Source organism: Paraburkholderia sp. J10-1, from assembly GCF_905220165.1.
Lineage (GTDB): Bacteria > Pseudomonadota > Gammaproteobacteria > Burkholderiales > Burkholderiaceae > Paraburkholderia.
Map to the genome: position 1 here is coordinate 465,189 of NZ_CAJMYW010000003.1, position 22,391 is coordinate 487,579.

The window sequence follows — 22,391 nt, forward strand, 5'->3', positions numbered from 1 at the left end:
GCAATAAGTATTCTTGCATTGATAGCGGCGTTTGCCGAAAAAGAGCTTTCGGCCGTGGCATAGCCGCCCTGCCCACGGTGACTTCCTGGAGACGTTTGGTGGATTTTGCGAACGGCCGCCTCAATGTGGCCACGATCTGTCTTGAGCGAACGAGAATCCTGCTGTTGGAACGACTACAGGACACTGGAACCTAACGTGCGAGCTACGCTCACAATTCGACCATAGCCGCCCCTCAGGTATCACCGTGAATGGGGAGCAGCTTTAGGACCCACAGCGTGAACTGGCGGAAGGCAGCCGGAGTCGAACCGACCCGGGAGCGGCTGACGCCCCCAACCGGGTTTGAAGCCCGGCCGTACCACCGGATACGAATGCCTTCCTTCGTCGAAACCAACCGCAACCGCAACTGCAATCGAAAGCACACATCGATGTGCCTACAACCACTCTCGCATCCGGCTATCGTGCCGTAACAGATGCGTGTCGCGCTGAAAGCGAGTATATCCAACGCGGTCGAAGTACTCCAGAATCTGGATCGCCCGTTTGCGGCCCAACGCCGTGGCGTCGCGAAACGCCGCAGCGTTGACGGCGCCGCCCTGCTCCGCCGCAATCTGCGCCACGGCGCGAGCGAGCGTCTGCACCACGTCCCGATCGTAAAAGAGATCGCGCACGACCTGATACACCACACCAAGGCGTGCGAGCTTGCGCAGCAACGCACGCACCTTCTCCTCCGGCTGACCCGTCTCGCGCGCGAGGTCCCGCACCCACGGCGGATCGAAACGCCCTTGCGCAAGCAAAGGCATGAGGCGTGCCGCGAGCGCTTCGTCGTCGGCGTCGAGCGTCACCGCATGCGAAGGCAAATGCAGCCACGGGCCACTGCGCGCCACGCGCCCCTCGCGTTCGAGCGCTTCGATCGCGGCGCGCCACACCGCATCGCTCACTAGCGGCGCCGCCATGCGCCGCAAACGCGCCGCGTCCGGCCCCTGTTCGTCGGGCGAGCGCGCATGAAACTCGCCGAGTGCTTCATCAATGCGCTCGGCGAGCTTCACCCAGTGCGCACGCGCGATCACCGCGCCTTCGTCGTCGCGCCCTTGCGGTGCGATTGAAATCGCATCGGCGGGCAATGCCAGCGCGGCATCGTCGTAGCCGGTCAACCGTACCAACGTCGCGCGCGCAATGCCGCGCGGCGCTTCTTCGATTAGCGGCGCGAGGTTCGCTTCGTCGAGCCACATGCGCAACGCGTCGAGCCATGCGCGCCGTTCGGCCGTCCTGCGCCGTCGCGATGGGCCGAACGGATCGAGCACACGGCCGCCACCTATGGTGTGGTTTGCCTGCGCGTTGCGAACAATAAACCGATCTCCCGGCAACGCGTGCAACGGTGCGTCGAAAACGAGTTGCACGCGGGCGACTGCACCCGGTGCGAGCGTTTCGCCTTCGAGCAGCGCGACGTTTGCAACACGATGCGTCGTGCCCAGGTGCACATGAAGCGGCGACCAGTGCTGCAACGTCACGTCTGCGTCGTCGAGCAAGCGCAGTTCGACGTCGAGCCGCATGGCGGGCTCAGCGAGACGCGCATCGACGATCCAGTCGCCGCGCGTGATCTGTTCTTTGTCGATGCCCGCGAGATTGAGTGCGCAACGCTGGCCGGCGTGACCCGCGTCGCCAGCGTGGACCGCACGATTCTGCGCGTGCAGGCCACGTACGCGCGCGGGCGTGCCGGCGGGTGCAAGCATGAGCGTGTCGCCGGCTCGTACGCACCCGGCGAATACCGTGCCCGTCACCACCGTCCCTTGGCCCGCCAGCGTAAAGACGCGATCCACCGCCAGGCGAAAAAGGCCATCGTCTCGTCGCGCGCGCCGCGTACTCGCGCGCTCGCGCAGCCAGGCGTCGAGGCGCGCGACGCCTTCGTCATGCGCCTGCGTTGCGTTCGTCTCGAAGACCGGTGCGCCCGCAAGCATCGTGTTAGCGAGCCATGCAGCGATTTCTGCACGCACGGCGTCGAGCCGCGCCGCCTCCACGCGATCTACCTTGGTCAACGCAATGGCGCCTTGCTGCACACCCAGCAGTTGCAGAATGGCGAGATGCTCGCGCGTTTGCGGCATCACGCCGTCGTCGGCGGCAATCACGAGCAAGGCGAAGTCGATGCCGCATGCACCCGCCGCCATCGTATGCACGAGCTTTTCGTGGCCAGGCACGTCGATGAAGCCAAGCACGTCGCCATTGGCGAGCGGCAGGTACGCGTAACCCAGCTCGATCGAAATGCCGCGCGCCTTCTCTTCCTTCAGGCGGTCGGTGTCGACGCCGGTCAAGGCGCGGACCAGCGTGGTCTTGCCGTGGTCGATGTGCCCCGCCGTGCCGACGATCACAGGCGCAGCTCCGCGAGTTGCGCAACGAACGCCGCTTCGTCCGCCGGTTCGAGGCAGCGCAGGTCCAGATGCAGGGCGTCGTCGGCAATGCGGCCGATCATGGGCCGAGGCAGTTCGCGCAAGGCGCGTTCGAGCTTGAGCAGCGCGCGGCCGCTGCCGCCCTTGCCCGCATGGCGCACGACGAGCCCGCTGCTCGGCAGCACGTCCACGGGCAACGCGCCGCTGCCGATCTGGCTGAACATCGGCTCGACGCTCGCGGCATACGCGTCGCCAACCGCACGCTGCAGCGCGGGCAGCGCGCGCTGCGCAGCCTCCTGCATTTGCGCGGCGGGACGTGTGAGCAGGCGCAGCGTAGTCAGCCGCTCCTGCAAGAATTCAGGCGCCTGATAGAGCCTCAAAACCGGTTCGAGCGCGGCGAGCGTGAGCTTGCCCACCCGCAACGCGCGCTTGAGCGGATGCTTCTTGATCTTCGCAATAAGTTCTTTGCGTCCGACGATCAGCCCCGCCTGAGGGCCGCCCAGCAGTTTGTCGCCGCTAAAGGTCACGAGGTCCGCGCCCGCTTCCACGGTCGCGCGCACGGTGGGCTCGGCGGGCAAGCCCCACTGTGCGAGATCGACGAGCGTCCCGCTGCCCAGGTCGACCGCTATCGGCAAGCCATGCTGCCGCGCCAGCGGCGCGAGTTCATCGAGTTCGACGCTCTTCGTAAAGCCGCTGATCGCATAGTTACTGCAATGCACCTTCATCAGCAGCGCCGTGCGCGCGTTGATCGCTGCTTCATAGTCCTTCAGATGTGTCCGGTTCGTCGTGCCAATCTCGCGCAGCCGTGCGCCCGCCCGGCTCATGATGTCAGGAATGCGAAACGCCCCGCCAATCTCGACCAGTTCGCCGCGCGAAACAACGACCTCCTTGCGATTGGCCAGTGCGCTCAACAGCAGCAGCACCGCCGCCGCGTTGTTGTTGACGACGGTCGCGGCCTCGGCCCCCGTCAGTTCGCAGATGAGCGAGTCGATCAGATCGTCGCGGTCGCCGCGCTTGCCGCTCGCGAGATCGAATTCCAGGTTCGCGGGTTGCGTGAGCGCCTGCACGACGGCCTTTACAGCTTCGTCGGGGAGCAGTGCGCGGCCGAGATTCGTGTGGAGCACCGTGCCCGTAAGATTGAAGACCGGCCGCAGGCGGCTTTGCGTGCGTTCGGTTAACCGTCGCGAGGTGGCCGCGATGATGCGCTCTAGCGAAAACGGTTCGGTGTCCTTGTCTTCATTCGTCAATACGCTGGCTCGCGCGTCAAGACGCCAGGCGTCCTGCGTGGCGCGTATCGCGTCCAGCACCTGGGTGCGTCCATATTGTGCGATCAGCGGCTGCGCCTGCTCCGAGGCGATCACCCGCTCGACCGCCGGCATGGTTGCGAGCAGCGCATTGAGGGTGCGTGCATCGTGCTCCGCTGCTTGTCCCACGGTTTCACTCATGGTGTGCGCGACTCCTTTACTGATCGGCAGGCACTTCGGGCCATAGCAGCGGATTCGGGCTCGCGCGGCGGTAGCCTGCGTCGCTCATCAGCAAATCGAGCGTGAGGCTCGCGAGGTCGTCGGCGAGCGGCTCGAAGTCGAGATCCTTCTCCTGATAGCCGATCTTGCGGTACGTCTGGCACTCGTCGCACGATTCGGCCTTGAGTGCGGCATTGCCGCCTTCGATACCGTGATACGCAATGCCCTTGGTCGAGTCGCAGTTGGTGCACTTCACGCGCACCACGTGCACCTCGGTGCCGCACAGGCCGCATTGCACATACCGATAGCCCTGATACGCGCCGCCAATGCGCACGATGCTGGCAACGGGCGGCAAGCCGCACACGGGGCATACGCCCGGTGTGTCGACATAGGGAATGTCCCGCACGTCGATGCGGCTCGCGAGGTCGGTCCACAGCACCTGCAGCGCGGCCATGATCAACGGCGCGGTGGCAGGTGCGACTTCGGTGTAGCGCTGCGCGAGAATTGCGTCGGCCTGGGCGTCGAGTTGCGCGGCATTCATGGCGCGCAGATCGGCGAGCACTTTCGCGAGCGCCGGCGCAACGGCGCCCGCGGCTTCAACGCGATCGGCGAGACGGTATAGCACCGCGCGCCATTGCGGATCACGCTCGCCCGAAAGCGCCGGCAGAATCGGCATGCAATGATGCTGCGCGTTCGCAATGGCGTCGCGAGAAGGCATGGGTGCGCTGCACTGTTCGAGCGCCTCCTGCTGCGCGTCGACGAGCGCCGCCATCAATCGCACATAGCCGCCAATCGGATTGTGATCCGCGAGATGCCGCAGGCGCACGGCGCGCGTGCTGAAAAAGGCGAAGCGCTCGGGCAGACGGATGCGCGGAATGGCCGTTGGGTCGAGCGATTCGATTTGCTGCGGGTCGAGAATGCGTTGCGTCACGACGGGTCTGCTCCAGAACGGCTTCACCAAGAAAAAACCGCCGTGCCCTTGCGGGCGCCGGCGGTTTGCCGCTCGCGCCGCGCCTGCCTCGACGGCAGGCGGCGCGCAGCCTGTGCGTTACTTGATGCTCTCGCGGAACCAGCGCGGGTGATGCTTTCTCGCCCAGCCCCAAGTGACGTAACCGCGCGTCATGGCGCCGATCGATCCCTTCACCCATAGCGCGGCATAAATATGGACGATGATGCCGCATATCAGCACGAACGCCGCGACCGCATGCACCACTGAAGAGAGCCGGATAATCTCGATCGGGAAATAGAACGAGAAATACCGCCGCCAGATCACGATGCCGCTCAAGAGCAACAGCACGAGGCAAACCACCATCGTAAAGAATAACAGCTTCTGTCCCGCATTGTATCGGCCGATCTCCGGCAGCCGGTCTTCGCGGTTGTTGAGCACGTCGCCCATCTGCTTCATCCACTGGATGTCGTCTTTGTCCAGATAGTTGTGGTGCCAGAAACGCAGCGCAAGGATCAGGAACGAGACGAACATCACGACGCCGATGAACGGATGCAAAATGCGCGTCCACTGGCCGCCGCCGAGCACCGCATAAAGCCACGACATGGCCGGATGAAACATCGCGAGCCCCGAGAGCGCGAGCAAAATGAAGCAGATCGCGGTGATCCAGTGGTTGCTGCGCTCGTTGGGCGTGTAGCGCTCGATCAGTTGCGGTTCATCGTCTTTCATCGTTGCGCTCCTCGGGTGGTTCGCCACGGATGCGCCGCGCCTCGTCGCGCGCGGCGGCTTCGTCTTCCGCCGTCACTTCGTTCGGGCCGATGCGCGTGTAATGGAAGAAGCCGGCCAGCGCCGTGAGCGCCATGATGCCAAGTGCAACCGGCTTGGCGATACCCTTCCAAAGCCGCACCATCGGGCTGATGCGCGGGTTGTCGGGCAGGCCGTGATAGAGCGAGGGCTGGTCCGCGTGATGCAGCACGTACATCACGTGCGTGCCGCCCACGCCTTGCGGGTCGTAAAGCCCCGCGTTTTCGAAGCCCCGCTCCTTGAGATCGACGATGCGCTCGGCCGCGTGCTGCTTCATGTCTTCCTTGGTGCCGAACACGATCGCGCCGGTCGGGCAGGTCTTCACGCAGGCCGGCTCCTGCCCCACGGCCACGCGGTCCGAGCAAAGCGTGCATTTGTACACGCGATGCTCGGTCTTCGAGAGACGCGGAATATTGAACGGGCAGCCCGTGATGCAATAGCCGCAGCCGATGCAGTTTTCCTCGTGGAAATCGACGATGCCGTTCGTGTACTGCACGATCGCGCCCGGCGACGGGCATGCCTTCAAACAGCCCGGATCGTCGCAATGCATGCAGCCGTCCTTGCGGATCAGCCATTCGAGGTTGCCGTTCGGGTTCTCGTATTCCGCGAAGCGCATCACGGTCCACGAATGCTCGCTAAGGTCGTGCGGATTGTCGTAGACGCCGGTATTGACGCCGATCTCGTCGCGCAGGTCGTTCCACTCCATGCACGCGGTCTGGCACGCCTTGCAGCCGATGCACTTGGTCACGTCGATGAGCTTCGCGACCGTGCCCGTGACCGGCTCGCGCACGCCGGGCGGGGGCGTAGTCGTCGCGGAAATGCGTCTGACGTCGAGTGATTGAAATGCCATGGTTCGCGCCCCCTATGCCTTTTCGACCTTCACGAGGAACGACTTGAACTCGGGCGTCTGCGAATTGCCGTCGCCCACGGGTGGCGTAAGCGTATTCGTCAGATAGCCCGGTTTCGTGAGCCCCTTGAAGCCCCAGTGCAGCGGCACGCCAACGGTATGCACGGTCTTGCCCTCGATCGTGAGCGGCTTGATGCGCTTGGTCACCACCGCCACGGCGATCAGATAGCCGCGATTGCTCGACACCTTCACGCGGTCGCCCGCCACCACGCCCACCTCCTTCGCCAGCGCCTCGCCGATCTCGACGAACTGCTGCGGCTGGATGATCGCGTTCAACCGCGCATGCTTGGTCCAGAAGTGGAAGTGCTCGGTGAGCCGGTACGTGGTCGCCACATGCGGGAACTGCTGCACGGTCCCGAATGTCTTGCGATCGTCGGGGAACACGCGCGCCGCCGGGTTGTTCGTGGCAAGCGGATTGTTCGGATGGAACGGGTTATAGCCGAGCGGGTTCTCGAATGGTTCGTAGTGCTCGGGGAATGGACCCTCGTTCATACCGTCGCGAGCGAAGAAGCGCGCCACGCCCTCGGGGTTCATGATGAACGGCCCCATACCCTGGTCCGGCGATTCGTCGACCTTGAAGTCGGGGATGTCCGCGCCCGTCCAGGCGCTGCCGTTCCAGCCGATCAGCTTGCGGGTGGGATCGAAAGGCTTGCCCGCCGTATCGCACGAGGCGCGGTTGTAGAGCACGCGCCGGTTCACCGGCCACGCCCAGGCCCAGTTCAGCGTCTGGCCGATGCCCGTTGGGTCCGAGTTGTCGCGCCGGCCCATCTGGTTGCCCGCCTGGGTCCAGGCCCCGCAGAAGATCCAGCAGCCGCTCGACGTCGTGCCGTCGTCCTTCAACTGCGCGAAGCCCGCAAGCTGCTCGCCCTTCTTCACGAGCACCTTGGTCGGGTCCTTCGCGTCGGTCTGGTCGGCAAGCGCGCGTCCGTTGTACTCCTTCGCGAGTTCTTCCGGCGTGGGGCTGGCAGGATCCGAATACGGCCAGTCGAGCTTGACGATCGGATCGGGCAGCTTGCCGCCGTCCTTCTGGTACGCCGCGCGGATGCGCAGGAACAGGCCCGACATGATCTCGAGATCGCTGCGCGCCTCGCCCGGCGGCTCCGCGCCTTTCCAGTGCCACTGCAGCACGCGGCTCGAACTCACGAGCGAACCGTTTTCTTCCGCGAAGCAAGTGGTGGGCAAACGGAACACCTCGGTCTGGATCGAAGCGGTATCGACATCGTTATAGTCGCCGAACTTCTTCCAGAACTCGGAAGTCTCGGTGGCGAGCGGGTCCATGATCACGAGCCACTTGAGCTTGCCGAGCGCCGAGAGCGTCTTGGCCTTGTCCGGGGCCGATGCGATGACGTTGAAGCCCTGGCAGATATAACCGTTGACCTTGCCCTGATTCATCAGCTCGATGGTCTGCAGCAGGTCGTAGGGCTTGTCGAGCTTCGGCAGCCAGTCGTAGCCCCAGTTGTTGTCCTTCGTGGCCGCGGCGCCCCACCACGACTTCATGAAGCTCACGAAGAACGCGCCGTAGTGCTGCCAGTAGCTGAGCTGGTTCGGCCGCATCGGCTGCGAAGCGCGCTTCTTGATGTAGTCGTCGTAGTCCTGCTCCGCTTCGAACGGCAGCGTCATGTAGCCCGGCAGCAGGTTCGACATCAGCCCGAGGTCCGTGAGCCCCTGGATATTCGAGTGGCCGCGCAGCGCATTCATGCCGCCGCCCGCAATGCCGATGTTGCCGAGCAACAGCTGCACCATCGCGCCGGTGCGGATCATCTGCGCGCCGATCGAGTGATGGGTCCAGCCGAGCGCGTACAGGATCGTGCACGCGCGGCCCGGCTCGGCCGTGCTCGCAAGCATTTCGCACACCTTGAGGAATTTGTCCTTCGGCGTGCCGCACACCTTCTCGACCATGTCGGCGGTGTAGCGCGAGTAATGCTGCTTGAGCAACTGGTACACGCAGCGCGGGTTCTGCAGCGTGTCGTCGGTCTTCACGAAGCCGTCGTCGCCGATCTCGTAGTTCCATGACGACTTGTCCGGGTACGCATGCTTCTGCGGATCGTAGCCCGAGAAAATGCCGTCGTTGAACGCGAAATCCTCGCGCACGATGAACGAGAAGTCGGTGTAGTTCTTCACGTACTCGTGCTGGATCTTGTCGTTCGTGAGCAAATAGTTGATCACAGCGCCAAGGAACGCGATGTCCGTGCCGGTGCGGATCGGCGCGTAGAAGTCCGCGACCGATGCCGTGCGATTGAAACGCGGGTCCACCACGATGAGCCGCGCCTTACGGTGCGCCTTCGCCTCCGTGACCCACTTGAAGCCGCACGGGTGCGCCTCGGCCGCATTGCCGCCCATCACCAGAATCACGTCCGCATTGCGAATGTCGACCCAATGGTTCGTCATCGCTCCACGGCCAAACGTCGGGGCAAGACCTGCCACCGTCGGGCCGTGTCAGACACGCGCCTGGTTGTCGAATGCGAGCAGGCCCATGCTGCGGGCCACTTTGTGGGTGAGATAGCCGACTTCGTTGCTGCCCGCCGATGCCGCCAGCATTCCGGTGGTCAGCCAGCGGTTCACGGTCTTGCCGTCCGCCGTTTTCTCGACGAAGTTCGCGTCGCGATCCTCCTTCAGCAGCTTCGCAATGCGGTCGAGCGCCTCGTCCCACGAGATACGTTTCCACTCGTTCGAACCCGCCGCTCGATACTCGGGGTACTTCAGGCGGCTCTCGCTGTGGATGAAGTCGATGAGGCTCGCGCCCTTCGGGCACAGTGTGCCGCGATTGACGGGGTGATCCGGATCGCCTTCGATGTGGATGATGCTCGCCGTCGCGTTCTTCGCGCCATCGCCGAGACCGTACATGAGGATCCCGCAACCGACCGAGCAGTACGGGCAGGTATTGCGGGTTTCAGTGGTGCGCGCCAGTTTGTATTGTCGAACCTCGGCAAGCGCGTTGTCGGGCGCGAAACCCATCAGCGCGAGGCTGGAACCCGCCAGCGACGTTGCCGTGACCTTGAGAAACTGACGCCGGGACATCTGCAGCATGATTCGTCCTCGGCCTGGTTGTGGGTTTTTTCAGTATAAGACGTTTTGGGCGACGGATCGCGCTGGATGTTCGCGAGCTTTGCACGCGTACAGCGCGAGGCCGCCCGGGAACCACGCTTGCTAATATTGGATGGCGAATGAGCCAGGTGTGTGACGAAACGAACCACGGAAGAACCACTTCGGGGCGCTCCCTCATGTCAACGCTTTCCTCCGAACGACTGCAGCATGCCGCACGCAAGGAAGCGTCGTGGGTGGTGGGCGCGCTGCGCCAGTTCATTGCCAACCGGTGCCCGTCGCTCGCGGCGAGCATCGCGTTTTATTCGGCGTTTTCGCTCGCGCCCACGCTCGTCATGGTGATTGCCGTAGCCGGCTGGTTCTTCGGCGACGACGCCGCACGCGGCGAACTCTTCCGCCAGGTCCACAATGTGCTCGGCAACGACGCGGCCGCCGGCATCACCACCATCGTGCAGAACGCGCACCGCGCGGGCGGCAAGGGCGGTGTCGCGGCGATCATCTCGCTCAGCTTGCTCGTGATCGGCGCGTCCGCAACCTTCTCGTCGCTCAATTCCGCGCTGAATATCGTCTGGCCGCCGGACGGGCAGCGCCCCTCCAGCGTGCTGGCGCTCGTGCGCGTGCGCCTCATTTCATTCAGCCTCGTGCTGGGCGTCGCGTTCCTGCTGATCGTCTCGCTCGTGCTCGACACGGCCATCACCTTTGTCGGCCAGTGGCTCTGGGGCAATTCTCCTTATGTGATCATCGGCAACCTGATGCAGCTGGGGGTGGGCCTCGTGGTGCTGGCCGTCGCATTCGGCGCCCTGCTGCGCTTCCTGCCCGACGCCGACGTGCGCTGGCGCGACGCGATGGTGGGCGGCATCGTCGCTGCCGTCCTGTTCTCGGCGGGCAAGAAGCTGTTTGCGCTCTATCTCGCGCACGCGGGCATGGCAACGGCGTTCGGCGCCGCCGGCTCGCTAGCGGTGCTGCTCATGTGGCTCTATTTTTCGGCGGCGGTGCTGCTGCTCGGCGCCGAATTCTCGGCGGCGCGCGGGCGCCTGCACGACCCGCGCGGCGCGTGGGGTTTCCTTGAGGAAACACCGCCTGGCAGCCGCGCCAAGCTGGCCTCGGTGCTCGCCGCCTCCACCATCGTCGCGCGCCACGACACGAAGCAGGCGGACCGTTCTGCCGCGGCCCCGCAGCCGTTGGCCGTGCCGATCGGAAACGGCAGTCCAGCAGCCACGGCAATGCCCGCGGCCCTGGCGGCGGCCGTTGCGGCAGACAAATCGACACTATCGGAAACTCCGCTCGGCGCGGTAGGGCTCGCGAGTGCGCGTGGCGGAGCGTTCGGGAGGATGAAGTCGGGGCTGCAGATTCGCCGTTCGGTCGTGCGCATGGAGGACAGCGCCACCTACGCGGCTGCGCTCACGCTGGTCCAGGCGGGCCGCACGGTGGCCGCCGCCGACCGCTACGTGAAGCGCCATCCGTGGAGTTCGGTGCTGTTCGCCGCGAGCGCGGCGCTCGCCATGACGGCCGTTGGCAGGCGCCGTCACCCTCACGAAGCCGGGCCAATCGAGGCTGCTTCCAATGGTCGCAGCAAGCCAAAAAAATAACAGTCGTTTACGGAACTTTTATCAAAAACGACAATAATGCTCGGTCAACAATCCAATATTTCTGAAATCGGCATAATCGACGCAGCCCCCGTCTGACAAGGGATTCTGGCTGGTGTCAGGTTTTTGCGACAAACTTTATTTTTTCAGTTCAGGTCGCCTGACCTGCTGCGTTATTCTCCATCGCGCAACAACTACACAATTTCTGCGTGGAGAAAACAGAATGAAACGAGTCGCTCTCTCGACCCTCTCGCTGGCCCTCTTGGCCGCTGCTGGCACCGCGCACGCTCAAAGCAGCGTGACCCTCTATGGTGTGATCGACGAATCGATCCAGTGGGCCCACAACACGGTCGACGCAAACGGCAACAATTCGAATCTGGTCGGCCTGGCCGGCGGCAACCTGTCGGGCAACCGCTTCGGCTTGAAGGGTACGGAAGATCTGGGCGGCGGCCTGAAGGCAATTTTCCAATTGGAAAACGGCTTTGACATCAACACCGGCAAGCTCGGTCAAGGCGGCAAGATGTTCGGCCGTCAAGCCTACGTCGGCCTGACGGCTGACCAGTACGGTACGGTTACGCTCGGCCGCCAGTACGACCCGCTGGTCGACATGGTTCAGCCGCTGACCGCCGACAACTACTTCGGCAGCACGTTCGCAACGCCGGGTGACGTCGACAACAACGACAACACCTCGCGTACGAACAGCGCAATCAAGTACGTTTCGCCGGTTCTGCAAGGCTTCCAGTTCGAAGGCATGTACGCACTGGGCGGCGTGGCTGGCGCAACGGGCTCGGGTCAAAGCTGGGGCGGCGCAGCAACGTACGGCATCGGCTCGTTCAACGTCGCTGCTGGCTACTTCCGCATGGACAACGCGGCGTCGGCAGTCGAGCGCGCAGGCTGGTCGTCGACGTCGACGTCGGACGGCATCTTCGGCGACAACCAGATCACCGCTGGCTACACCACGGCGAAGTCGGTCGGCATCGCTTCGGTTGCACTGCAATATGTTGCTGGTCCGTTCACGATGAGCGGCCGTTACAGCAACGTCCAGATGCGCCAGGACGCCGCTTCGGCATTCGCTTCGAACCAGCGCTACAACGTTGCTGCTGGCTTCCTCGGCTACCAGCTGAACCCGGCTCTCCTGCTCGGCCTCGGCTACACCTGGACGCACGGCGCTGGCGACACGTCGAACACGTACAACCAGGTTTCGCTCGGCGCGGACTACAACATCTCGAAGCGCACCGACTTCTACGCTGTGGCTGCCTACCAGCACGCCAACGGCACGCAGCGCAACGCGGACGGCACCACGACGACCGCTGGCGCAGCAATCGGTTCGTACAGCTTCGACTCGGCTTCGAGCTCGCAGACCCTGGTCAGCGTCGGCATCCGCCACAAGTTCTAAGCAACGCTTTAGTCCGGGCTTCGGCCCGGCGCCGGAACTGGCTGACGAGCCACCCCGGCGAAGCGAGCGAGACCGCGCAGCTAAAAACTACACGCTGCACAAACCAGCCTCGGGCGCAAGCCCTGGCTGGTTTTTTTATGCCCGCGCGCTTTTAGAGCAGGCTCTCTACCTGCCTGTGATTCATGCCGCTCGTCGAGGCACGACACGGCAGGCCCAACGCCGTTCGATATCGCCAGTTCATTGCGCACCCTGGCTGGCAGGCGCCTCGGCGTCATATCCGCCGCCCAAAACCTTGATCAAGGCGATCTGCTGATTGACCCACTGTCCGTCGACAGACAGCAAGCTGGCCTGCTCCTCAATAATGGGCAAGCGAGCCTCCATGGCGGCAAGCCGGCTCCCCAATCCCTGCTCATACCGCGCTTCGGCGGCACTTTGGGAATAGCGCGTGGCTTCCAGTTTGTCCGCCTGCAATTTGCGCTTGTCGGCCAGCGTCTGCAATTGACTGCCGTTCACCGCGACGTCACGTACCGCGTCGAGTACGGCCTGGTTGTACTGTTCGATCTTGATGTCGCTCGACGCCCGAGCGCTATGCAATTGCGCATTCAGACTGCCGCTGTCGAAGATCGGCAGATAGAGTCCGGGAATCAGATTGACCTGCTGGCTCGCACTCTTGAACAGCTTGGACAGGGGAATGGCATTCAATCCATAAAACGCCGAGATATTCAGGCTCGGGTAGAAGGCCGCCTTGGCTGCCGCGACCTGATCGAGTGACGACTCCACCTCCCAACGCATGGCCTGCAGATCGGCGCGCCTTGCCAGCAACGCATAAGACAGCGTGCTCGGGACACCGGACAACACCGCTTCAGGCAACGGCGCTGGCTTGATCTCGGGCATGGCGTCCGCGCCGGCGCCAATCAGTGCCCGAATGCCCTCCCGCGTTTCCAGAATCTGGCTACGCGTGGCGGTTGCCTGCTGCTCGAGCGCCAGCAGCTGGGCACGTGCGGACTGCAACGACGTTCGCGCCTCGACGCCGCGCGCGTACTTGTCCGCGTGCGCCTGCACGATGAACTCGAGGACTTGTTTCGACTGCTGGAGAAGATCGAGCTGCCGGTAGCTCATCTGCATCGAGTAGTAGGCTTGGGCGACGCCAGTGGCCAGGCCGAGCTGCGCAGAGGCCGCCTCAGCAACACTTGCGTTCTCCTCGCCAATCGCGGCCCGAACAGACGACCGATTCTTGCCCCACAGGTCGATAGTCCACGTACCGAATACGCCGAGCAAACCTGCGGTATACCAAGGGCTCATCGGCACCAGAAAGCCGCTGGCCGGGCCGCGTCCACGCATCACGACGCCCAGACCGCCGATCTGCGGGCCGCCTTCGGCCCTGACTTCATCAACCTGCGCCTGGGCTTGCGTCACACGCAATCGGGCCGTAGCCATGGTTGGCGAGCCCGCCAGCGCTCGTTCAATGAGGGCGTTGAGCTGCGGATCGTTGAAGCGTGTCCACCATTGCGCGTCGGGCCATCCGTCACTCGCGAGATGAATGTCGCTGGCCAGCTTGATGTCCTGTGCGGCGATTTGCGCGTGTGGCGCCGTGTCGTGATGGATTAACGCGCAACTCGACATCAGCCCCGTGATGAGGAAGGCGCCGGAAATGCGCAGAGCTTTTCTTTTAAACGTCATTACACGACACCTTTACTTACCCGGCATATAAATGAGCGGCGCGCCGGTTTGAGGTCCACCCCATTCCGGCAGATCGCGAATATCGTCCATGAGTCGCTCCGCTTTCGCGGCGAGACGCGGAACCTCGATGGCGTCATCGCGGCCAAACAGGACATGCGTGGCTTCTGCCGGTTCGCCCGCCATCCCCTCGGCATAGCGCTGCAGCCGCGCCTGTAACCTCTCCTGCCAGGCTGTCGAATTGCGCTGGGTGGCATCCCCCTCCCGCTGCGCTGCAAGACCGTCTCGCAACGCGTCCCACGACTGGAGCATGGCGCGGCTTTGCTCGAGCACCTGGTCGCCGTTCTCCAGCAACGCTCGTCGCTCGCCATGCGGCCGCGTGTCCTCGAGAAACACGCGATTACGCGTCTCCTCGCAGGCCACGATCGCCATATGGCAAGCCTCCCTCTGCTGCAGATAGTGCAACTGTTCGTCGGCTGCGCCTTGAATGGGCTGGGCCACGAGCCGGCCGAGCTGCCTGACGAGATCGACCAGTTTCTGGCGGAGCGTGCCGGCTTCGCTTTCCGGCCAGAGCATGGTGTACACCACTGCCGAAACTGCCGTACCAATCCAGATGCCCATGGCACGGTCCCGAATTTCGGTGAGATCGACATTGGGACCTTGATCCGCCATGACCGCGATGCAGAACGTCGCCACCATCTGTATGCCGATGTATGACGAGCGCTCGGAACCCGCAGCGATCCACGCACCGACGAAGAACACAGGCGCCGCCATCAAAAGGAGGCTCACGATGTCGTCTATCCGCGGAAGAACGGTCACGCTGCACAGCAGCGCCAAAGCCCCGCCCATGAGCGCGCCACCGAAGCGCAGTATGAGCTTTCGGGAAGTCGCGCCTTGAGTAGGATTGGCGACCAGACCGCAGGTGATCATGCTGGTGTGAATACCGTCCCAATCAACGCTGTGATAGAACACATAGCAAATCAGGCTTGCGAGTAGCGTCTTCAGGGCAAAGCGAAGGTAAGCCGGATTGGTGAACGCATCGGGCACGAACATGCCGCCTTTCCTGGCTGGCGGCATGGTCAACTGCGCCGGGTCGAGACGCGCCAGCTCCTGCAGCGCTCTGCAGACGCCGCCCAAACCGAGTTGCTCGTACTGGTCGGCTTCCTCTGCCGTCGGCTTCCAGTCGGACCGATACGGCGTCAGGTCGATAAAGGATCGGTTCAAGGCCTCGACCTGATCGCGCAAACTGGCCAGCAAACGGCGAGCGTGATCGCCGGAACCCAGTTCACTCACTCCGGAAGCACTGCATATCACGCCGTGCATATAGGACACCGCATCAATGCAGACTTTCCAGTAAGCTTGCGCCGACCGATAGCGGGCACTGCGCATAGCGGCAAATCCATGCAGTTTCTGCAACCTCCCGGCTGCCGCGTCCAGATTGCCTTGAGTCAGCGCGGTCGTGCCGCCCTCCGGGGTAGCGCCCCGCTCAAGGCGTGCGGCGATATCCGATATCTGCCGACCAACCTCCTCCTGCAATTGGCGCAGGGGCTCCGCGGGAAAAAACCAGCCATAGACAATCCAGATGACGATCACCGGATAGAGGAACGACATGCCCATCCACATTGAGCTGCGAACGGCGATCTCCGGATAGTCGAGCGTGTCTGGAGTGGTCTGGCCGATGAGCACGGCCACCGCGACCGCAAAAAACACAATCCCCAGCTTGTGAACGCGCATCAGGTACATGCATGCCAGAAAGATGAGCGACGACACGACAATGCGCACCATCGGATATCCGTATGCAAATTTGAGCACCAGAAGAATGGTCGCGACGACAACAAACGTCGATATCACGAACGTCATGCCGACAAGCCGCGTCAGCACGACGTTGGGCTGGACCACGTTGAAAGCGACAGCCCCAATCGACAAGACCAGATAGGGCACACCCAATGTCATCGAGATCAGAACGAGAAGCAAGCCGATAAGCAGCAGACGCAATGTCCACGCCATGCGACCGGGATAGTCGGCCAGCTCCAGCTTGAAAAAGCGCGTGATCGTCGATAACTCTCCGGAGAAAGGCCCGGTTGTCGTCATGGCAACTAACTCCCCTTCTTCGTCCCGGCGCTTTGCGCGTGCTCGAGCAGAGCGACCGCCGACGCGCCTATGCGAAACGCCTCCGGATCGGCATTGTCGACGCGGATCTTGACGGGAAAACGCTGCGCAACCCGCACCCAGTTGATCGTGCGCTGCACCTTGGGCAAGCCGTCCACCACGCTACCGCCATCGTCGGGGAGTACACCGTAGCCAACCGAGTCGACTTCGCCGTGAAAACGCCTGGTCGAATCGTTCATCAAATAGACGGTTGCCGCCATGCCGGGACGAATGCCTTTCAGCTCTGTTTCGCGAAAATTCGCCATCACGTACCAGTGCCCCGTGTCGATGAGCGTGAAGATGGCCTTCTGCGCCGAGGCGAACTCCCCAACGGCGGTCTTCAGCGACACGACCCGGCCGTCGAACGGTGCGCGCACCGTCGCCTGATCCAGATGCAGTTGCGCGAGGGCAATTTCGGTCTGAACGACGTCACGCTGGGCCACCAGGGCCTCGACGCTCGTCACCGCGGCCTCTGCCTCATGCGCCTGCTGTTCGGCCGACGCCAGATCGGCCTGGGCCGTACGCGTTGCTGTGCGCGCCTGGTCCAGGTCTTCGCTGGACACATAGCCGGGCGCCAGCAACGGCTCGGTACGCTTGAATGTCTGCGCGGCCTTGGCGGCGGTTGCTCGCGCGCTTTCCACCTTGGCGCGCGCGGATTCGGCTGCGTATTCCTGAGACTTCACCGTTCTGCGGGCCGTTTCGATTTGCTTGTCGAGCGCAACCAGCGAAGCGTTGGATCGCGCCAGATCATTCTCGAAGGAACGAGGATCGATGCGAAACAGCACATCGCCCTTTTTAACCCGTTGATTGTCCTTGACGGCGAGCTCGACAATACGGCCACTCACCTCGGGGGCTACGTCGATCGTATCGGCCGACACGTAGGCGTCGTCCGTGCGCGGAGCCGTATCAAGGCGAAATATCACGTAAATGCCAAGGAGCAGCGCCAGGAGAGCAAGAGCGAGGGCTGGCCACTTCCTGTTCTGCTTTTCATTGGATGAACCGGCCATAACCGTATTCCTTTAAGAGATACTAAAAAAACGACACCCACAAGAGCAGGGAAAACAAGGCATACAATGCGGAATACAAGACGACAGGCGACCCAACGAGCCGCTCCAGATTCAGGCGCATCAGCAGAGCGCGCACCATGACCGTGAGCACGAGCGCCCCCACGAGGCAAAAGAGCCACCCGGGGAAATAGGCACCCAGAACCGGAATGGAAGGTGGCAACGAGCACCCTGCCAGCGATGCGGCGAGCAGCAACGCAACCCCACATCGGGATATGAGCAATTCGATTGATGTTTCTTTTCGCATAGATTTCGTCAGGGCTCGACTTTCCAATCTCCGGGCCTGCATAAGCCCATCAGGTTTCTATTCCCTTTGCCGACTGCCCCATGGTGAGCAGATAGGAAATAAAGCAAATGTTGTGTGCTGCGCCCAGGATGCCGACTACCATGGCAAAGGCGCGGCCGGGGCCGCTATGCGGCACCATGTCGCCGTACCCGATCGTCAGGAAGGTCACCAGGGTGAAATACGCGTTGTCCAGCGCATTGCGACTATCGATCAACGCGAACTTCTGGCAGATCAACCAGAGCGGCTGCTGAAACAACAACGTAGTGACGAGATAGGACACCCATAACGAGACGTATCCACCCCTCACGCCGAGATGGACAAACCAGCGGCGCAAAAGCCGAAGTCCCAGTGGATAGGTCAATATCATCAACGCCAGCGCAATCGACATCGCCACCACGGACCATCCGTGATGACTATCCTTGTCCGGCGCAATGGCAATCACAAACAAAGCCGAGAGGTAGGTGATTCCCACGGGCGTGCCTGCGACGAAGAGATCCTTCGCGATCTCGCGAACCGCCCGGCATGACCACCGCCCGCCTGAAACTGGCGAATCATTCAATCACGCTTCTCCGTTGTGAATGTTCGCCTCCGGCTTTCGCATTGGCAATGAAACGCTCGCCATGCAACCTGGAAACACTGAAATAAACTGACCTGACAACACTTAAGACTCTTAATCTTTATCAATACTCAGACGGCCGCCACCTTGACCTGCGAGAACCAGCAGGCCGCCCGCGACTGCAATGTTCTGGGCAAACATGATGACTTCCTGCATTCTCCGCGCGCCCGATATCGCCCAGAAAGGATGATAGAGAACCGAAGCCGCGACAGTGAACAGCATGAGCAGAGTCGCGGCAACACGCGTCTTGTAGCCCAACAGCAGCGCCAACCCGCCGCCGATTTCCAGAGCGATCGTCGCCGCCGCGCAGAAGACAGGCAAGGGCAGACCACCGGCGGCGACCTCATTGACCGTACCGGAAAAGTCGAAGAGCTTCGCCAGTCCGGCGGGGAGGAAAAACAAGGCGATCAGGACGCGTCCTATCAATGCGACAATTTCCTCACTCCGGGTACGCACGGATGCACTTGCAACACACTTTTCCAACTTTCCGCAATTTCGGTCCATGAACGATTTGATCCGCTGAAGAAAAAGATGGGTTTCGCGAGGCCCAAAACCAGGCCCGAGATTAGCTGCAGCAAACGATTGAATCGGCGGCTGACAAGTTATCCAAATTCCACGCCATTTCTAATAGGAGAATTCTTAAAGTTGTGTGGCGCACGGAGACGTCCGTCGGCAAGTCGCGCCGGGAGAACAACGCGGCTACCGAGTAGCGGCTCACGGACAATCAACGCTCATGGGGTTGTGAACGGTGAGCGCTGTCTCTGCGCGAAGTGAAGGCGTTCGGCTGGAAGCGCGAGCGCAGCGTGCCGGAGAGAGCGGGAGCTGGCACGGGGCCAGGGAATCAAGCCGCGAAGGCGAGTGGTCCGGCGTAGGCAATGGACCATGTTCTGCGCGTCGCCACCGGCAGCACGTGGACGTTCAATCACGCTCTCCCGGACTTGGCGGTGAACGCAACTGCGCCCACGCGGCGGGCGGCGGCATGCACTCGTCCCGGCCGGCGTGGACACTTCCCTGCTTTCAAGGGACCTGCGATGGCAGGCCGTAGTGCCGCCGGCAACGCACAAGGCAGAAGTCGGCCTGAAATGAAAAATCCCCGCGGGCGTCTACGCCGACGGGGATTTTTGGGTACTGACAAATCGCCGCCCCCCGAAGGGCGCGGCTACAGCGCGATCAGGCGGCTGCTGCGTCCTTCAGCTTCTTCAGGGCGCGCGCCTTGATGCGGACCGATGCGGGCTTGGCCGGGAACCAGCGCTCTTCACCCGTGAACGGATCCTTGCCGAAGCGCTTCTTCTTCGCCGGCACGGCCTGCACGACGATCTTCAGAAGGCCCGACAGCGTGAATTCACCGGCACCCTTCTTGTGGACCGAACCGAGGATCGTGTCTTCCAGCGCTGCGAGCACAGCCTTGGCAGCCTTCGGCTCGACGCCTGCGCGCTCAGCGACGTGGGTAGCCAGCGAGGCCTTCGTGAAGGTGTCCTTGATCGGCGTCGGTGCGCCGGACGCCTTCACGGCGACCTTCTTAGCTGCGGCCGTCTTGGTGGCGGGCGCTTTCTTTGCAACAACCTTCTTGGCCGGGGCAGCTGCCTTTTTGGCCACTTTCTTTGCGGAAGTCGGCATGTTTCTCCTACCAGTGTTGGTCAGTGAATCGAAGAAGCACTGCGGAATGCATGTGCTTCAACGGCGGATTCTACATACGCGCAAGCGTTTTGCGTGAAGCTTTTGCGTTGTCGTTACGATTTTGTTGCGTGGCGCTGACTCTCGAACACATTTTGACGCCTGTTTACAGGGGTAAACGTGCACCTTGCGTGCCCGAAGCCATGCCGGACGACGCGCTTCGCCCGGTGCGGCGCCTGGCGCGTTTGTCAGGAAAGCGCTATACGTATGGCGTTTTTGCGTGATTTTGGCTGCCATGCCGGTGCCCGCGCGACGGCAACGCGCAGTCACAGTGTGCGCAGCAGCGTGGCGAGCGACGTCAGCGCGGCGTCGATACACTCGGTGTCGACCCCGCCGTAACCGAACAGAAAACCGCTCTGCACAGGCGCTTCCATGTGAAACGGCGCCAGCGGATGCAGGCCGATCGACGCACCGCGTGCAGCCTGCGCCACCGCCGCGGCGTCGAGCGGCGCGGCGAGCCGCGCCGCCAGGTGCAACCCCGCCGTGTTCGGCGTGACGGGTTCGAGCCACGGTGCAAGCGGTCCACGCAGATGCGCGAGCAGCACGTCGCGGCGCTGCGAATACGTCTGATGCATGCGCCGCAAATGACGCGCGAAATGGCCGTTGAGCATGAAATCGGCGAGCGCCGTCTGCGTGAGCACGCAGCCGTGCGCGTCGCCAATCTGCCGTGCGCGGGCGAGCGGCGCGGCCAGCGCGGCGGGCGGCACCGCGTAGCCCACGCGCAGCTCCGGGAACATGGTCTTCGAAAACGTGCCGACGTAGGCGACGAGACCGGCGTTGTCGAGGCTCTTGAGTGGCTCCATCGAGCGGCCCTCGAAGCGGTATTCGCAGTCGTAGTCGTCTTCGATCACGAGTGCGCCGCGCGCCTGCGCCCATTCGAGCAGCGCGACACGCCGCTCGAGACTCATCGGCATGCCGAGCGGGAACTGGTGCGAGGGCGTCACGTACACGAGCCGCGCCGCTTTCGGCAGACGCGCGACCACAAGCCCCTCGCGATCCACGGGCACGGGCACGATCTTCGCCCCTAGTGCCGCGAAGATATCGCGCGCGGGGGGATAGCCCGGGTCTTCCACGGCGACCACGTCGCCCGGCGCGAGCGTCACGCGTGCGAGCAGATCGAGCGCCTGCTGCGCGCCCTGCGTGACGATCACGTCCTGCCAGTTGCTCTGTACCGCGCGATTGAAGGCGAGGTAGCGCGACACCGCGAGGCGCAGCTTCTCTTCGCCTGCTGGATCGCGATACATGCCGTGCCCGCGCGCCTGCACGCGCAACGCGTCGTTGATGCAGCGCCGCCAAATGTCGAAGGGAAAGCGTGACTTGTCGGTAATGCCACCCGCGAAGTCGCAGGCAAGCCGCGCGTCAAGGCGCGGCAACGAGCCGTGCAGCGCTTCGGCTTGCGCCTGCCACCACGGCGTGGCCTGCGCTTTGCGCACCGAAGCGGCTACGGCGCTGGAAGCCGCGGTGGCTGCACGAATCTGCGGATTCGGATGACCGCGCCCGCGCGCGGGCAGGCGTTCGAGCGTATCGGCGACGAATGTGCCCGAGCCGCGCCGCGAGTTCAGATAGCCCTCGGCGAGCAGCCGCTCGAATACGTCGAGTGTGGTCTTGCGCGAAACGCCGAGCTGCAATGCGAGGTCGCGCGTGGACGGCAGGCGCGTGCCGCCTGCAAGGCGGCCGTCGACAATGCTGTCGCGCAGTTGACGATAAATCTGGCCTGCAAGGTCGCGACGGCCCGAAACGGTGACGTGGAGTTCCATGATGACGCGGCAGATAGCGTGCTGCGGGAGCGAAAGTGGTCACCCGAAAAAGTGGTCACCCGAAATATTGCCAGAATGGCTATGTGAACGCGCCAGCGCAGCGCCTAAAGTGCACCTGTGGTTACGCAATTCGCAGGTCCAACCGATCAACGCAAGCCAGTCAACTCGAAAGGTGAACGCTCATGCAGGCACGTATGGATTTCTACAAGGCCAGCCCGGAAGGCACGAAGGCCATGATCGCGCTCGAAGAGCGCGCGAGCAAAAGCTCGATCGAAAAGCCGCTCGCGGAACTGGTGCGCCTGCGTGCCTCGCAGATCAACGGCTGCGCGTACTGCGTAGACATGCACACCACGGACGCGCGCAAGGGCGGCGAAACCGATCGCCGGCTCGCCACGGTCTCGGTGTGGCGTGAAACGCCTTTCTTCACTGAACGCGAACGCGCGGCGCTCGAGTGGACCGAATCGGTCACGCTGCTCGCACAAACACATGTGCCCGACGAGGTATGGGAGCGCGTGAAGCCGCATTTCAGCGATCAGGAGATCGCCGACCTCACGCTCTTGATCATCGCGATCAATGGCTGGAACCGTATTGCGGTGACGTTCCGCAAGTTGCCGGCCTGAGCATGCAATAAAGCGCGCCGCTCCCGC

The 22,391-nt window shown here is 63.1% G+C and carries 17 protein-coding genes and 1 tRNA gene; 3 read left to right on the forward strand and 15 right to left on the reverse strand.

The genetic code is table 11. The annotated features are described in order from the left end of the window. Positions 1 to 281: 281 nt before the first annotated feature. The 7 genes from U5A65_RS14720 to fdnG all read right to left on the reverse strand — a co-directional run bounded on the left by U5A65_RS14720 (position 282) and on the right by fdnG (position 9,525). Positions 282 to 377, reverse strand: a tRNA-Sec gene (locus U5A65_RS14720). A gap of 54 nt (positions 378 to 431) precedes the next feature. Further along, positions 432 to 2,360 (reverse strand): selenocysteine-specific translation elongation factor, encoded by a 1,929-nt coding sequence (gene selB / locus U5A65_RS14725; RefSeq protein WP_321946682.1) that lies wholly within the window; start codon positions 2,358 to 2,360, stop codon positions 432 to 434. Further along, positions 2,357 to 3,823 carry an L-seryl-tRNA(Sec) selenium transferase gene (gene selA, locus U5A65_RS14730; RefSeq protein WP_321946683.1) on the reverse strand — a complete coding sequence of 489 codons (1,467 nt, stop codon included), beginning with the start codon at positions 3,821 to 3,823 and terminating at the stop codon, positions 2,357 to 2,359. The genes selB and selA overlap by 4 nt, the downstream gene beginning before the upstream one ends. A gap of 16 nt (positions 3,824 to 3,839) precedes the next feature. Beyond that, a complete protein-coding gene (gene fdhE / locus U5A65_RS14735; RefSeq protein WP_321946684.1) occupies positions 3,840 to 4,772 on the reverse strand; it encodes a formate dehydrogenase accessory protein FdhE in 933 nt (310 codons plus the stop codon). A gap of 117 nt (positions 4,773 to 4,889) precedes the next feature. After that, complete coding sequence (locus tag U5A65_RS14740) at positions 4,890 to 5,516, reverse strand: formate dehydrogenase subunit gamma (protein ID WP_321946685.1); 627 nt, start codon at positions 5,514 to 5,516, stop codon at positions 4,890 to 4,892. Then, a complete protein-coding gene (fdxH, locus tag U5A65_RS14745) occupies positions 5,503 to 6,441 on the reverse strand; it encodes a formate dehydrogenase subunit beta (protein WP_321910571.1) in 939 nt (312 codons plus the stop codon). Before fdxH ends, U5A65_RS14740 begins: the two co-directional genes overlap by 14 nt. Positions 6,442 to 6,453: 12 nt before the next feature. After that, the gene (gene fdnG / locus U5A65_RS14750) at positions 6,454 to 9,525 is read right to left on the reverse strand and encodes a formate dehydrogenase-N subunit alpha (RefSeq protein WP_321946686.1); all 3,072 of its coding nucleotides are present in this window, start codon (positions 9,523 to 9,525) and stop codon (positions 6,454 to 6,456) included. Between the two features lie 194 nt (positions 9,526 to 9,719). Here fdnG and U5A65_RS14755 point away from each other — a divergent pair, with 194 nt between their 5' ends. After that, entirely contained in the window at positions 9,720 to 11,129 is a 1,410-nt protein-coding gene (locus U5A65_RS14755) for a YihY/virulence factor BrkB family protein (protein WP_321946687.1), read from the forward strand. A 220-nt stretch (positions 11,130 to 11,349) separates the two neighbouring features. Continuing rightward, complete coding sequence (locus U5A65_RS14760; protein ID WP_321910565.1) at positions 11,350 to 12,522, forward strand: porin; 1,173 nt, start codon at positions 11,350 to 11,352, stop codon at positions 12,520 to 12,522. 237 nt (positions 12,523 to 12,759) lie between these two features. Here the strand turns inward: U5A65_RS14760 and U5A65_RS14765 are convergent, their stop codons facing one another. From U5A65_RS14765 to U5A65_RS14800, 8 genes are all read right to left on the reverse strand, one after another. Beyond that, a complete protein-coding gene (locus tag U5A65_RS14765; protein ID WP_321946688.1) occupies positions 12,760 to 14,202 on the reverse strand; it encodes an MdtP family multidrug efflux transporter outer membrane subunit in 1,443 nt (480 codons plus the stop codon). A gap of 12 nt (positions 14,203 to 14,214) precedes the next feature. Beyond that, on the reverse strand, positions 14,215 to 16,290 hold the full coding sequence (locus U5A65_RS14770) for an FUSC family protein (protein WP_321946689.1): 2,076 nt from the start codon (positions 16,288 to 16,290) through the stop codon (positions 14,215 to 14,217). Between the two features lie 5 nt (positions 16,291 to 16,295). Then, on the reverse strand, positions 16,296 to 17,354 hold the full coding sequence (gene mdtN / locus U5A65_RS14775; RefSeq protein WP_321946690.1) for a multidrug transporter subunit MdtN: 1,059 nt from the start codon (positions 17,352 to 17,354) through the stop codon (positions 16,296 to 16,298). 22 nt (positions 17,355 to 17,376) lie between these two features. Further along, positions 17,377 to 17,700 carry a YtcA family lipoprotein gene (locus U5A65_RS14780; RefSeq protein ID WP_321946691.1) on the reverse strand — a complete coding sequence of 108 codons (324 nt, stop codon included), beginning with the start codon at positions 17,698 to 17,700 and terminating at the stop codon, positions 17,377 to 17,379. Between the two features lie 7 nt (positions 17,701 to 17,707). Beyond that, entirely contained in the window at positions 17,708 to 18,256 is a 549-nt protein-coding gene (locus U5A65_RS14785; RefSeq protein WP_321910558.1) for a potassium channel family protein, read from the reverse strand. A 111-nt stretch (positions 18,257 to 18,367) separates the two neighbouring features. Continuing rightward, the gene (locus tag U5A65_RS14790) at positions 18,368 to 18,817 is read right to left on the reverse strand and encodes a DoxX family protein (protein ID WP_321910556.1); all 450 of its coding nucleotides are present in this window, start codon (positions 18,815 to 18,817) and stop codon (positions 18,368 to 18,370) included. 666 nt (positions 18,818 to 19,483) lie between these two features. Continuing rightward, positions 19,484 to 19,930, reverse strand: a complete 447-nt coding sequence (locus U5A65_RS14795) for an HU family DNA-binding protein (RefSeq protein ID WP_321910554.1) — start codon at positions 19,928 to 19,930, stop codon at positions 19,484 to 19,486. Between the two features lie 323 nt (positions 19,931 to 20,253). Beyond that, positions 20,254 to 21,744, reverse strand: a complete 1,491-nt coding sequence (locus tag U5A65_RS14800) for a PLP-dependent aminotransferase family protein (RefSeq protein WP_321946692.1) — start codon at positions 21,742 to 21,744, stop codon at positions 20,254 to 20,256. A 182-nt stretch (positions 21,745 to 21,926) separates the two neighbouring features. On the opposite strand from U5A65_RS14800, the gene U5A65_RS14805 reads away from it, so the two are divergent. Further along, on the forward strand, positions 21,927 to 22,364 hold the full coding sequence (locus tag U5A65_RS14805) for a carboxymuconolactone decarboxylase family protein (RefSeq protein WP_321910550.1): 438 nt from the start codon (positions 21,927 to 21,929) through the stop codon (positions 22,362 to 22,364). Positions 22,365 to 22,391 lie beyond the last annotated feature (27 nt).